This window comes from Pseudomonas sp. GW823-FHT02C05, assembly GCF_058797595.1.
In genome coordinates this window covers 583,497-596,693 of the sequence record NZ_JBXAJU010000003.1, presented here as the reverse complement: position 1 = coordinate 596,693, position 13,197 = coordinate 583,497, and the positions used below count along the sequence as shown (strand labels likewise).

14 protein-coding genes are annotated in these 13,197 nt (G+C 61.9%); 5 read left to right on the top strand and 9 right to left on the bottom strand.

What is annotated here, in order from left to right:
* Positions 1-61: 61 nt before the first annotated feature.
* The gene (gene gstA / locus AC1RGE_RS19080) at positions 62-664 is read left to right on the top strand and encodes a glutathione transferase GstA (RefSeq protein WP_011062846.1); all 603 of its coding nucleotides are present in this window, start codon (positions 62-64) and stop codon (positions 662-664) included.
* A gap of 265 nt (positions 665-929) precedes the next feature.
* Positions 930-1,355 (top strand): GNAT family N-acetyltransferase, encoded by a 426-nt coding sequence (locus AC1RGE_RS19075; protein WP_015636728.1) that lies wholly within the window; start codon positions 930-932, stop codon positions 1,353-1,355.
* A gap of 18 nt (positions 1,356-1,373) precedes the next feature.
* Here AC1RGE_RS19075 and def read toward each other — a convergent pair whose 3' ends face one another.
* From def to AC1RGE_RS19060, 3 genes are all read right to left on the bottom strand, one after another.
* Positions 1,374-1,913: a peptide deformylase gene (def, locus tag AC1RGE_RS19070; protein WP_492584838.1), complete on the bottom strand. Its 540-nt coding sequence runs from the start codon at positions 1,911-1,913 to the stop codon at positions 1,374-1,376.
* Between the two features lie 2 nt (positions 1,914-1,915).
* On the bottom strand, positions 1,916-2,860 hold the full coding sequence (locus tag AC1RGE_RS19065; RefSeq protein ID WP_346624664.1) for a YihY/virulence factor BrkB family protein: 945 nt from the start codon (positions 2,858-2,860) through the stop codon (positions 1,916-1,918).
* A gap of 186 nt (positions 2,861-3,046) precedes the next feature.
* Positions 3,047-3,238 carry a CsbD family protein gene (locus AC1RGE_RS19060; RefSeq protein ID WP_011062850.1) on the bottom strand — a complete coding sequence of 64 codons (192 nt, stop codon included), beginning with the start codon at positions 3,236-3,238 and terminating at the stop codon, positions 3,047-3,049.
* A 210-nt stretch (positions 3,239-3,448) separates the two neighbouring features.
* On the opposite strand from AC1RGE_RS19060, the gene AC1RGE_RS19055 reads away from it, so the two are divergent.
* Positions 3,449-3,826, top strand: a complete 378-nt coding sequence (locus AC1RGE_RS19055) for a hypothetical protein (RefSeq protein WP_152686383.1) — start codon at positions 3,449-3,451, stop codon at positions 3,824-3,826.
* Between the two features lie 61 nt (positions 3,827-3,887).
* Here the strand turns inward: AC1RGE_RS19055 and fadD1 are convergent, their stop codons facing one another.
* Both fadD1 and fadD2 read right to left on the bottom strand, forming a co-directional pair.
* Positions 3,888-5,579, bottom strand: coding sequence for a long-chain-fatty-acid--CoA ligase FadD1 (gene fadD1, locus AC1RGE_RS19050; protein WP_011062852.1), 1,692 nt, complete (start codon positions 5,577-5,579; stop codon positions 3,888-3,890).
* Positions 5,580-5,919: 340 nt separating this feature from the next.
* Entirely contained in the window at positions 5,920-7,608 is a 1,689-nt protein-coding gene (gene fadD2, locus AC1RGE_RS19045) for a long-chain-fatty-acid--CoA ligase FadD2 (protein WP_011062853.1), read from the bottom strand.
* A 214-nt stretch (positions 7,609-7,822) separates the two neighbouring features.
* On the opposite strand from fadD2, the gene AC1RGE_RS19040 reads away from it, so the two are divergent.
* Positions 7,823-8,767: an alpha/beta hydrolase gene (locus AC1RGE_RS19040; protein ID WP_053153403.1), complete on the top strand. Its 945-nt coding sequence runs from the start codon at positions 7,823-7,825 to the stop codon at positions 8,765-8,767.
* Between the two features lie 49 nt (positions 8,768-8,816).
* On the top strand, positions 8,817-9,287 hold the full coding sequence (locus AC1RGE_RS19035; protein ID WP_019094572.1) for a MaoC family dehydratase: 471 nt from the start codon (positions 8,817-8,819) through the stop codon (positions 9,285-9,287).
* A gap of 67 nt (positions 9,288-9,354) precedes the next feature.
* Here AC1RGE_RS19035 and AC1RGE_RS19030 read toward each other — a convergent pair whose 3' ends face one another.
* The 4 genes from AC1RGE_RS19030 to AC1RGE_RS19015 all read right to left on the bottom strand — a co-directional run bounded on the left by AC1RGE_RS19030 (position 9,355) and on the right by AC1RGE_RS19015 (position 13,038).
* Positions 9,355-10,221: an efflux RND transporter periplasmic adaptor subunit gene (locus AC1RGE_RS19030; protein ID WP_019094571.1), complete on the bottom strand. Its 867-nt coding sequence runs from the start codon at positions 10,219-10,221 to the stop codon at positions 9,355-9,357.
* Between the two features lie 10 nt (positions 10,222-10,231).
* Entirely contained in the window at positions 10,232-10,438 is a 207-nt protein-coding gene (locus AC1RGE_RS19025) for a DUF1656 domain-containing protein (protein WP_011062857.1), read from the bottom strand.
* Positions 10,425-12,413, bottom strand: a complete 1,989-nt coding sequence (locus tag AC1RGE_RS19020) for an FUSC family protein (protein WP_492584836.1) — start codon at positions 12,411-12,413, stop codon at positions 10,425-10,427. The genes AC1RGE_RS19025 and AC1RGE_RS19020 overlap by 14 nt, the downstream gene beginning before the upstream one ends.
* Before the next feature lie 157 nt (positions 12,414-12,570).
* Positions 12,571-13,038, bottom strand: a complete 468-nt coding sequence (locus tag AC1RGE_RS19015) for a ferritin-like domain-containing protein (RefSeq protein WP_011062859.1) — start codon at positions 13,036-13,038, stop codon at positions 12,571-12,573.
* Between the last annotated feature and the right edge of the window lie 159 nt (positions 13,039-13,197).

Sequence of the window (13,197 nt, the reverse complement as noted above, 5' to 3'; positions counted from 1 at the left end):
AATTTTACCCATGTTGCCGCCTTGCACGACACTGGCTCGCACTTTCACCAGAGACCTGCCGATGAAACTCTACTACGCCCCACAAGCCTGCTCCCTGGCCTCCCATATCGTGCTGCGCGAGCTGCAATTGCCGTTCGAGGCCATCCGCGTCGACAACCGCAGCAAGCGCACCGCCGACGGCCGGGACTTCCTCGCCATCAACCCCAAGGGCTACGTAGCCGCGCTGCAACTGGACGATGGCCAGGTCCTGACTGAAGGCCCGGCCATCCTGCAATACCTCGCCGACCTCAAGCCCGAGTCCGGCCTGGCCGCGGCCAATGGCAGCTGGGAGCGGGTGCGCCTGCAGGAAACCCTGAACTTCATCACCAGCGAAGTGCACGGGATCATGGGCTGGCTGTTCAATCCGGGGTTCGATGATGGGGTGAAAGAGGTGTTCAAGCAGAAGTTGTTCAAGCGCCTGGCCTTGCTCGAGCAGACGCTGGAACACCAGGACTACCTGCAAGGCGCGCAGTTCGGGATCGCCGATGCCTACCTGTTCACCGTCCTGCGCTGGACGGCATTGTTCGCCATCGACCTGGCGAACTGGCCGGCGCTGTCGCGGTTCCAGGCTCGGGTCGAACAGCGACCGGCGGTACGCGATGCCCTGGCGCTGGAACTGGCCTGAGGGGAGAGAGCACGAAGCCCGCGGGGCGGGCTTCGTCAAAGTGATCAGTGGCCGAAGATATTCACTTCGGTCTTCTTGGCCTTTTTCTCGGCGCGTTTCTCGTCTGCGCTCTTTGCCGGCTTTTTCTTGGCATTTTTCTTGGCGTTCATACCTTTGGACATGACGTTCACTCCACTGATGCGGGAAAGGCTTCAGGTATAGCACCTATAGTCGGCCAGGGTTCTTTTATAATCCGCCGGCCCCTGTTGCCAAATCCGGAAACCTCATGCCCGACCTCCAGATCAACCTGCTTGCCGAGGTTGAACGGCCCTTGCTGAACAAGTTCTATCGCCAGCACCGGTCATCCATGCGCGCCGCTTCCGAGGGCCAGCTCTGGGTTGCCAGAAGCAGTGAAATCATCGCTGGCATGAGCCTGAGCCCGGCAGCTGAAGGCTATTGGCTGACGGGCCTGTTCGTCGCCCCGACCAGTCGCGGCCAGGGGCTGGCCACCCAGCTGGTGGGGCAGGCCGTGCAAAGCGTCGAAGGCCCGGTCTGGCTGTTCTGCCATCCGGACCTGCAGGCCCTGTACCGGTCGATGGGCTTCTGCAGCACGACCTGCCTGCCACACGCCTTGAACGAACGGCTGGCCCGCTACCAGCGCAGCAAACCGTTGCTGGCCATGGCCATCGACCGGCCTGGGTCGAGGCCCTGACACCGGGCGGGCCGGGGCTTATTCGTCGGCGTTGGGGTCGAGGTCGGGAAACAGCACTTCGGTGAAGCCGAACTTGCTGAAATCGCTGATCCGCGAGGGGTACAGCCGGCCGACCAGGTGATCGCACTCATGCTGCACCACCCGGGCGTGGAAACCCGAGGCCACGCGCACAATGGGCTCGCCCCTGGGGTCGAAGCCTTCGTAGCGGATGTGCTGGTAGCGCTGCACCGCGCCGCGCAGGCCGGGAACCGAGAGACAACCTTCCCAGCCCTCTTCCAGCACCGGGCTCAAGGGCGTGATCAGCGGATTGATGAGGATGGTTTGCGGCACAGCTTCGGCTTCCGGATAACGTTCGCTGTGCTCGAAGCCGAAGATCACCAGTTGCAGGTCGACACCGATCTGCGGCGCCGCCAGGCCGACGCCCCCCACGCTTTCCATGGTCTGGAACATATCGTCGATCAGTTCCCAGAGCTCGGGGCTGTCGAACATTTCCGGCGGTACCGGCGGGGCGATGCGCAGCAGGCGCTCATCGCCCATCTTGAGGATTTCACGGATCATGATCAGGCTTCGTCAGTGGTCGGCTTGAGCGAGTGGTCCCGGCCCAGTCCCGAAACGTGTTGTTTTTCGTCGTGCTGGTCAAAGTCCTTTTCGCCAGGGTCCTTGCCTTCGGCCGACATGTGTTCGATCACCGCGTTCATCTCCGCTCCCAGCAACAGCACCGCGGCGGAGATATAGAAGTACAGCAACAGCACGATGATCGCACCGATACTGCCATACATGGCGTTGTAGTTAGCGAACGTCTTCACGTAGTAGGCAAAACCCAGGGAAGCGACGATCCATACCACCACCGCCAGCACCGAGCCCGGGGTGATGAAGCGGAATTTCTGCTCCACATCGGGCATCACGTAGTACATCAGGGCCACGGCCACCATCATCAGCAGCACGATCACCGGCCAGCGCAGGATGGTCCACAGGGTGACGATGAAGTCCTCCAGGCCCACCTGCCCCGCCAGCCAGGCCATCACCTGCGGCCCCAGCACCATCAGCGCCGCGGCGGCCAGAAGCATGCCGGCAATGCCCACGGTGTAGAACACCGACAGCGGGAAGCGCTTCCAGATCGGCCGCCCCTCGACCACGTCGTAGGCGGCGTTCATCGCGCTCATCATCAGGCGTACACCCGCCGAAGCGGTCCACAGGGCGATGACGATACCGATGGACAGCAGGCCACCCTTGGACTGCTGCAATTGATCGATGACCGGGTTGACCTGCTCCAGGGCCTCGTGGGGCAGCACCAGCTCCGACTGCAGACGCAGCCAGGTGAAGAAGTCCGGCAGATGGAGGAAACCGATCAGGGCGATCAGGAACAGAATGAAGGGGAACAGCGAGAACAGCATCTGGTAGGCCAGTGCCGAGGCGTAGGTGGACATCTCGTCCGCGATGAACTCATTCACCGTGCGGATCAGTACCCGGTGCAGGGGCAAACCTTTGAGGTCCGGAAAAATCATAGCGTCTCCTTTCGCCGCAAAAAGGTTGAAGTCGATAGCGACTCAGGGGGCGTTTTCTACAACAAATTAGCCTAGTTGGCGAACCGCAACCATTTCCAGTGGCCGATTCCCCTCTCTCACCCACACCTCACATGAAAACGGCCATCCGTGGATGGCCGCTGCAGTGGGTCATCGAACAGGCCGTTTTCAGGCCTTGTCGATGGTCTTTTTCACTGCATCCTTGGCTTTGCCCACCGCTTGCTGGGCTTCGCCTTTCTTCTCCTGCAGCTTGCCTTCAGCCTGCAGCTTGGTGTTGTCGGTGGCTTTGCCGACACCTTGCTTGACGTTACCGATGGCTTCGTTAGCCAGACCTTTTGCCTTATCCGCTGTGCTGCCCATGGTATTTCTCCGTAGAACATTCATTGATCGAACAAAGGGGATTGCGTCGTTACCCAAGGTTGACCCGCGGCTTTCGCGCAGAGTTTCAATTATTTTTGCCGGGCATTTCATCGCGCCGCCCAGGTAGCGCTTTATGTTTGCCGGGCAACCCGGGAGAATGCTCCCCCTGTTCAGGCCAAGCACTGAAGATCCAATCCCCGTAGGAACGTTATGAAACTCGATAAAAAGCAGGCTATCGCCCGCAGGAACCAGGAACTGGGCGGTGCGGTGCTGGGCGTCAACAACTGCCACTTCGCGGAGCTGAACCGCAACCGCAATATCTGGTGGTTCGATATCCTGGTCACCCGCCTGGCCATCGGTCAGTACGAATGGGTGCACCTGCTGCTGCACACCCCGGACACCGATCAACTGCTGCACCTGAAAGTGCCTACGGTGTTCCTGCGGGAAAAACTCGAAGGCCTGGTGATCCGCAACGAAGGCAAGCGCAAGGCCGCCCTGAGCCTGGAGTTGAGCGCCGACAAGGACTCCTTCCTCAAGGACGTGCGCCCGGCCGGCACCGGCGTGAACTTCGCCCAGTTCCAGCAGTAAGGCGGGCGCCGCCCAATAAAAAAGCCCCGCACTGGCGGGGCTTTTTTGTGGGCGCTGCGGCTTACTTCTTCACGCCGAGCTTCTTCAGCTCTTCGTCACGCAGCTCGCGGCGCAGGATCTTGCCGACGTTGGTGGTTGGCAACGCATCGCGGAACTCAACAGCCTTGGGCACCTTGTAGCCGGTGACATTGGCACGCATGTGCGCCATCACCTGCTCCTTGGTCAGGGTCACGCCCGGCTTGACCACGATGAAGATCTTGATGGTCTCACCGGATTTCTCGTCCGGCACGCCGATCGCCGCGCACTGCAGCACGCCCGGCAGCGAGGCCAGTACGTCTTCCAGCTCATTGGGATAGACGTTGAAACCGGAGACCAGAATCATGTCCTTCTTGCGGTCGACGATGCGGATGTAGCCATTGGGCTGGATCAGCGCGATATCACCGGTCTTCAGCCAGCCTTCGCTGTTGAGGACTTCATCGGTGGCATCCTGGCGCTGCCAGTAGCCCTTCATCACCTGCGGGCCCTTCACGCACAGTTCGCCGACTTCGCCCAGGGGCAGCTCTTCCCCGGCGTCGTCCACCACCCGGCACAGGGTCGAAGGCACCGGAATGCCGATGGTGCCGATCTGGATGTTCTGGATCGGGTTGACCGTGGCCACCGGGCTGGTCTCGGTCATGCCGTAGCCTTCGCAGATCGGGCAGTTGGTCACTTCCTTCCAACGCTCGGCCGCCGCCAGTTGCAGGGCCATGCCACCGGACAAGGTGACTTTCAGCGCCGAGAAATCCAGCTTGCGGAACGCTTCACTGTTGCACAGGGCGACAAACAGGGTGTTGAGGCCGACAAAGCCGCTGAACTTCCACTTCGACAGCTCCTTGACCATCGCCGGCAAGTCCCGCGGGTTGCTGATCAGGATGTTGTGGTTGCCCATGAGCATGATGGCCATGCAATGGAAGGTGAACGCATAGATGTGGTACAGCGGCAGCGGGGTGATGAGGATCTCGCAGCCTTCATTGAGGTTTGAGCCCATCAGCGCCTTGCACTGCAGCATGTTGGCCACCAGGTTGCGGTGGGTCAGCATGGCGCCCTTGGCGACCCCGGTGGTGCCACCGGTGTATTGCAGCACTGCCACGTCGCTGCTGGCAGGGTTGGCTTCCTGCACTGGCTGGCCATGGCCCTTGCGCAGAACGTCATTGAACTTGACGGCCTGGGGCAGGTGATAGGCCGGCACCATCTTCTTCACGTACTTGACCACGCTGTTGATCAGCAGGCGCTTGAGCGGCGGCAGCAGGTCCGCCACTTCGGTGACGATCACGTGCCTGACCCCGGTCTTGGGTACCACGGCCTCTGCCAGGTGGGCCATGTTGGCCAGGCAGACCAGGGCCTTGGCGCCGGAATCGTTGAATTGGTGTTCCATTTCCCGCGCGGTGTACAGCGGGTTGGTATTGACCACGATCAGGCCGGCGCGGATCGCACCGAATACCGCGATCGGGTATTGCAGCAGGTTGGGCAGTTGCAAGGCGATTCGATCGCCGGGCTGCAAATCGGTATGCTGCTGCAGGTACGCGGCAAAGGCCCCGGACAGTTCGTACAGTTCACCGTAGGTGATTGTCTTGCCGAGGTTGCTAAAGGCCGGTTTGTTAGCGAAACGTTGGCAGGACTGCTTCAACACCGCCTGAATATTCGGATACTCGTCTGGATTGATATCGGCAGCAATCCCAGCTGGGTACTTATCCTTCCAAAAGTCTTCGATCATGGAAGCCCACTCCTCAGCAACGCGAATTCATCACCGCATTTGATGCGATTATTATTTGTCTGTGTTTTTTATTGGTGTCTATTGTTGGTGAGTCTGGCTTTTACTTAGGCCGAGAAGTCACAAAGCGCGCCGAGAGTAGCAGCTTTGGAAAAGGCCGACTAGAGCCAAAGAAGGCCTGAATAGTCACAAAAATGACTCAAGACACTTAAATAGTCACTTTTAGAGTAAAAATTCTACCCACCTGAATTCCGCTCTGGCCCGGGGCTTTGCGCCCCTCGGAATGCAGAGCGGGCAAGTCGGTTGCGCCAACCGGCTTGCCCGCCAGGTAAAAGCCCTGGGCTCAAGCGATATCGCGCAACTCGCGGCGCAGGATCTTGCCCACCGGGGTCATCGGCAAAGAGTCACGCAGCACAATGTGCTTGGGCACCTTGTAGCCGGTGAAATTCTCTTTGCAGTAGGCCTTGAGCTCTTCAAGGCTGACCCCCGCCTCACGCGGCACCACAAACAGCTTCACCGCCTCGCCGGAACGCTCGTCCGGTATGCCGATGACTGCACAGTTGGCGACTTTCGGGTGAGCCATGACCACATCCTCGATCTCGTTCGGGTACACGTTGAAACCCGAGACGATGATCATGTCCTTCTTGCGATCGACGATGCGCACGAAACCGTCCGGATCGATCACCGCGATATCACCGGACTTGAACCAGCCCTCGGCATCCAGCACTTCGGCGGTGGCCTCGGGTTTGTTCCAGTAGCCCTTCATGATCTGCGGGCCCTTGATGCACAGCTCGCCCCGCTCGCCCAGCGGCAGCTCGACGCCCTGGTCATCGATGATCTTTAAGGTGGTGCCCGGTACCGGCAGGCCGACGGTGCCCAACCGCGAACGCTCGCCATAGGGGTTGGTACAGGCCACCGGCGAGGTTTCGGTCAGCCCGTAGCCTTCGGTGATCCGGCAGCCGGTCAGCTTCTGCCAGCGCTCGGCGGTAGCCTTGACCAGGGCCGTGCCGCCAGAGTTGGTGAGCTTCAGATTGGAAAAATCCAGGTTCTTGAAATCCGGGTGATCCATCAGTGCCACAAACAGCGTGTTGAGCCCCAGTAGCGCAGAAAAACGCCACTTCTTCAGCTCCTTGATGAAGCCGCCGATGTCCCGCGGGTTGGTGATCAGCACGTTGTGGTTGCCGGTCACCATCATGCACATGCAGTTCGCGGTGAAGGCATAGATGTGGTACAGCGGCAGCGGCGCGATCATCACCTCCTGGCCTTCGCGCCACTGGGTGTGGCCGTCGGGCCCATGCTGGCCGAGGCAGGCCCGCGCCTGCTGCATGTTGGCCACCAGGTTGCCGTGGGTCAGCATCGCGCCCTTGGCCAGGCCGGTGGTGCCCCCGGTGTACTGCAGCACCGCAACATCGTCGTGGCCCACCTGCAGCGGCTTGATGCTCTGGCCACGCCCCAGGCGCAGGGCACTCTTGAAGGAAATGGCCTGGGGCAGGTGGTAGGCCGGCACCATCTTCTTGACCTTGTCCACCACGGTATTGATCAGCCAGCCCTTGGCGCTGGGCATCATGTCGCCCATCCGGGCCTCGATCAGGAACTGGATATCGGTATCCCCCAGCACTTCCTGGACCTTCTGGCCGAAGATGTTCAGGTAGACCAGGGCCCGGGCCCCGCAATCCTTGAACTGGTGGCGCATCTCCCGCGCGGTGTACAGCGGGTTGGTATTGACCACCACCAGCCCTGCGCGCAAGGCTCCGAATACCGCGATCGGGTACTGCAAAACGTTGGGCATCTGCACCGCAATACGGTCTCCCGGAACCAGATCGGTATGGCTTTGCAGATAACCGGCGAAGGCCGCGCTGTAGCGTTCCAGCTCGGCGTAGGTGAGGGTCACGCCCATGTTGCTGAAGGCCGGGCGATCAGCGAATTTCTTGCAGGAACGCTCAAACACCTCGATCACCGACTTGAAGGCCCCCAGGTCGATCTCGTTGGGGACGCCAGCGGGGCGCTTATCATTCCAGAAATCAGGTTGCATTATTCTTGTCCTCTCTTGTACCTGAGCTGTCCGGGCCGCCACTGCAACGCTCTCAGGGGCGGGGCTCCTCGGACGTTAGCAGCTATGGCGATTCAGGCAAATATGCGCAAGTGTGTCATTAATTTTGTGAATCTTGCTTCCAACGGGCGCGCGAATCAGACGCCCAGGCACCGATGCGCTATAAAGTGCAGCGTCTTCGAGCAAAGGAATCGCCATGACCCATGACACGTTCTGGTTGACCACGAGCGACCACCACCGCCTCTTCGTCAACCAGTGGCTGCCCGAACCGCCACTCAAGGCGGTGGTCCTGCTGTCCCACGGCATGGCCGAGCACAGCGGGCGCTACGCGCGCCTGGCCCAGGCCTTGTGCGCCGAAGGCTATGCCGTCTACGCCCCCGACCAGCGTGGCCACGGCAAGACGGCGGAACAGGGGGTGCTGGGCCACTACGCAGACCAGAACGGCTGGAGCAAGGTGGTCGGCGACCTGGCCAGCCTCAACCAGCACATCGGCCAGCAGCACCCCGGCACGCCCATCGTGCTGCTGGGCCACAGCATGGGCAGCTACATCGCCCAGGCCTATCTGCAACATCACAGCGCCAGCCTGCACGGGGCGATTCTCAGCGGCTCGAATTTCCAGCCGGTGGCGCTGTACCGCGCCGCCAGCCTGATCGCCCGCATCGAACGCTGGCGCCAGGGCGGCCAGGGGCGCAGCGCACTGATCGAGTGGCTGTCCTTCGGTTCGTTCAACAAGGCGTTCAAACCCAATCGCACCGCCTTCGACTGGCTCAGCCGCGACCCGGCGGAAGTCGACAAGTACGTGGCCGATCCATTGTGCGGCTTTCGCTGCACCAACCAGTTGTGGATCGATCTGCTGGGTGGGCTGCAGCAAATCAGCAAGATTGCCAACCTCAAGCAGATCGATCCGGGCCTGCCGCTGCTGGTAATGGGGGGTGAATGTGATCCGGTGAGCGCTGGCAAGCGTCTCAAGGATCTGGCCAACGCGTTGCGCGAGGCCGGCAGCCAGTGCCTGCAACTCAATATCTACCCCCAGGCACGTCATGAGCTGTTCAACGAAAGCAACCGTGACCAAGTGACCCACGACGTGCTGGCCTGGCTCGACCAGGCCCTGCAGCACCGCCGGCCACCACGGTCGGAATAGCCGGTGCGCAGCCAGTGCGCTTATTTATCTGTCAGAGGATTTCAGCAACATGACCCAGGTAACCAACACGCCTTACGAAGCCCTGGAAGTCGGCCAGACCGCCCAGTACAGCAAGACCGTCGAGGAGCGTGACATCCAGCTGTTCGCCGCCATGTCCGGCGACCACAACCCGGTGCACCTGGACCCCGAGTTCGCCGCCGCCACCACGTTCAAGGAGCGCATCGCCCACGGCATGTTCAGCGGCGCGCTGATCAGTGCCGCCGTGGCCTGCGAGCTGCCTGGCCCGGGCACCATCTACATCGGCCAGCAGATGACCTTCCAGAAGCCGGTGAAGATTGGCGACACCCTGACCGTGCGCCTGGAGATCCTCGAAAAACTGCCCAAGTTCCGCGTGCGCATCGCCACTCGCGTATTCAACCAGCACGATGAACTGGTTGTGGACGGCGAAGCCGAAATCGCCGCTCCGCGCAGAAAGCAGACCGTGACCCTGACCACCCTGCCAGCCATCACCATCGGCTGAGTCTCGCTCCTCAGGAGCCGGCTTGCCGGCGAAGGCTATGCCGGCGCTTTCGCCGGCAAGCCGGCTCCTACTGTTTGCCGCCCTCCTCCACCTGCACACTGGCTGTCATGCCGGCGCTCAGGTTGATGCCTTCGGGCACCTTGTCGAGCTTGATCCGCACCGGAATCCGTTGGGCCAGGCGTACCCAGTTGAAGGTCGGCTCCACTTCCGCCAGCAGTTGCCCGTCAGGCGTGGCATTACGGTCGGTGATCCCCCGGCTGATGCTTTCCACATGGCCTTGCAGGGCATCACCGGCGCTCATCAGCCAGACCTTCACCGGGTCGCCGACCTGGATCCGCGGCAACTTGGTTTCCTCGAAATAGGCCTGGACATAGAAGGTCGAGTCATCGATCAGCGCCATCACCGGCTGCCCGGCATTGACGTAGTTGCCCTCGGCCAGGCGCAAGTTGGTGATATGCCCGTCACGGGGCGCATGCACCTGGCTACGGGCCAGGTTCAATTCGGCGACCTTGGCCTCGGCCTGGGCCTGGCGCAGCTCGCCACGGGCGATGCCGGCGTTGATCTGGGCGTTCTCGCGCAGCTCGGCGCTGATGGCCTGGGGGCCAAGAGCAGCGCGGCGGCTGGCTTCATGTTCGCGCAGGCTCAACTGCTGCTGGCGGGTCTGCACCACCGCCTGGGCTTTTTCCAGGGCGGCCTCGAAACGGTCGCGGTCGATACTCAGCAACAGCTCGCCGGCCTTGACTGACTGGTTGTCCGCCACCTTGAGCTCGCGCACCCAGCCGGACACATCCGGGGCGACTATCACCACGTCGGCGCGGATCCGCGCATCGCGGGTCCAGGGCGTAAGCATGTAGTACTGCCACAGGTGATAACCGGCAAAGATCGCCACCGCCACCAGGCAGAGGGTAAACACGACACGTACGGGTGTACGCATGATCAACTCCTTATAAGGGCCCCAGGACCAGCGTAATGACCGTCAAGACACAGACGTACAGGGCACAATCGAACAGTGCTTCGTGCCAGATCCAGCGGCCCAGCCCGGTTACCCGCACCAGCATCCGCAGGGCACCGGTCAGCACCAGCGCCAGCACCACATAAATCAGGAACGGGCTGAGCAGCACCCCGCCCAGCGACCACTCACGCAGCCCCATGACTTTCCTCCTGCTGCCGGCACCAACTGCGCCAGCTGCTTTGCAATTGCACGACGGCGCCCTGCGCCAGTTTCAACGCATCACTGGGCGGCTGCTGCCCCAGCGCCTCCAGCAGGGCCACGCTGGGCTGCTCCAGGGCATCCTGACGACTGCCCGCCGGGCCTTGTTCCAGGGTGCGCTGCAGGTGCTCGAAATAAGCTCGCTGCGCGGCGCCGACCGGTACCTGGGCCACCGCCAGGCTCAGGCGCAGGTGCATCAGTTCGTCGCCGATATCCAGGCCCAGCAGGCCATCGTCCCAGCGGCTGCGGGCCGGCTCCGGCAGTTCCGGATAATGCCGCGCCAGTTGTAACAGGCGGTCGGCCATGCGCCCGCCAAACCAGCTTTCCGCACCCCGCAGGTTGCGCCGGGTCAGGCGCACCAGGTCGTGCAGGGTCGCAGCCAGCAGGCGCCGGCCGTGCCACGCCGGGTTGCGCAGGATCAGCAGATGGAAGGCCAGCACCGCAGCGCCCACCCCCAGCACCATGGCCTGGGCGTTATTGAAGAAACTGGCCACATCGAAACTCATGCGGTTCATCGGCGAGATCAGCACGATGAAGTGCAGGCAGAACGAAGTGGCCGTGGCGCCGATCTGCGGCTTGGCCATGCCCAGGGCGCCGAAGAACAGCGGCACGCCCATGGCCATCGCCAGCATCGGGAAACCGCTCCACTGAGGCAGCAGGATCTGCCCCACCACGAAGGCTGCCGGAACCGCCAGAAAGATCCCGCGCATGAAGCTCATGCCGATCTGCGCCCCGTTCTCGCGGCTGGCGAACAGGCTGCAGACCACACAGGTCAGGAGCATCGCCCCGGAGGCCGCGGGCCAGGCGGTGGCCAGCCAGAAGCTGGCCACCGTCAGAAAAGCCAGGGCGCTGCGGGCGCCGAATACCAGGGCCAGCGACAAGTCGCGGTGAGGTGTCAGCGTCGCCGGCTGCACCATTGCCCCGCGCCCCTCCTGCACCGCTTCCAATGCCTGGGTGGCAGCCAGGGCGGTGTCCAGCAACAAGCTGAAACGCGCCAGGCAGTAACTCTGCGCCGGGCTGATCGCCCCATCGCGGGAGGCCTCCAGCACCCGTGGCGACAAGGTTTGCAGGCTGGCCCCCTCAGCGCTGTCCAGGGCCGCCAGGACCTGATCCATCCACGGCTGCAACCGCGCGGCTTCGACGCTATCCAACTGCTTCCACTGGCGCCGCACCGAACGGGAGATGCGCAGCAGCATCAACAGTTTCTGGCTCAGGCCACCGATCGCCCGGGCCCGCTGGCGGCCCAGCGGGCCTTCGAACCAGGCATGTTCGCGCTGGGCATCGACGGCGACGATGCGCCCGAGGATCTCCAGCAGGCCCTTGCGGGCCTGGGCATCCCCGGCCAGGGTGGCACGGGCCGCCTGCATCCCGCTGTGCCAGGCGCTGCGGGCCTGATCGGCCAACTGTCGCTCGACGCGCAGCGGCCAGAGCAGCGCGCTGCTGGCGGTGGCGCAGATGATGCCCAGGGAAATCTCCGTACAGCGGGCTACCGCCTGGTCGAAGATCCCCAGGGGATGGCTGATGGCCGGCAAGGCAATGATGGCCACGGTGTAGCCGGCCAGCACGAAGGAGTAGGACCAGGCACTGCGCAACAGGGTCGAACTGGCCGTGCACAACCCCAGCCACAGCGCCAGGGCCAGGAGGAACAGCCAGGGGGTCTGGGCGAACAGCCCCATGAACAGCACCGACATAAGGGTCCCCACCAGGGTCCCCAACAGCCGCGCCAGACCTTTTTGCAGGACCATGCCGGACAGCGGCTGAGCCACGATGAATGCGGTCATCAGGGCCCAGGCCGGTTGCTCCAGCCCCCAGCGCAATGCCAGCCACAGCGCTACCCCACCACCGAGCAGGGTCTTGATCGCGAACTGCAATGCAGGAAGGTTGGGAGCAAGTAGGGCTTGCAGGGTAATGGGCACGGCTGGCAACTCTTGGCAGGACAAACACAACGATAGTCGCGATAGGCATCAGCGAAGCTGGGCTAATTATTAGCTAGCTAACTAAATACCGTCCAGCATTAAATTACCGGCATAAAAAAACGCCAGACTGGCTGGCGTTTTTGACAGGTTTTGCCCCTTACGAACGGGCGCGTGCCTGGTTGCGCAGGGCTTTGACCTGGTCGTGATTGCGTTGCACGCCGTGGTACTGGCGCTCTACCACGTCACGAATGCCCACCAGGTTGTGCTTGTTGATCTTCTCCAGAGCCTCCTTGTAGGCCTTCAGTGCATGGTCTTCACCACGCTCGGCCTCGTTGAGCACCGCCTCCTCGTCCTTGCCGGTCACCAGGGACTTGAGGTCGACCCAGCGACGGTGCAGGTCGCCGCTGACACTGGTGGAGGTTTCCGGATCCCCGCCCATGGAGCGCACTACCGACTGCAGTTCTGCCGCGGCCGTGGCGCAATCGGTGGAGCGCTTGATGAACAGCGCCTTGAGCTCGGGGTGCTTGATGTCTTCGGCACAGGTCTTGAACCCTTCCTGACCGTCCTTGCTGGTCTCGATCAGGCTGTTGAGTACCGAAATAGCTTCTTTATTCAAGTCAGTCATTTTCTGGTTCCTTGTGGGTTGCGAGAATTGGGTTAACTCGAGAGTTGAGTTAGTTGAGTTAACTGTTGCACCCGCCATGCCAGACTTGGATTATATTTTTATTCCTTACTATTCAATTACTTAGAAAATATACAAAAATCTGTATCCGAGTTATTTGCA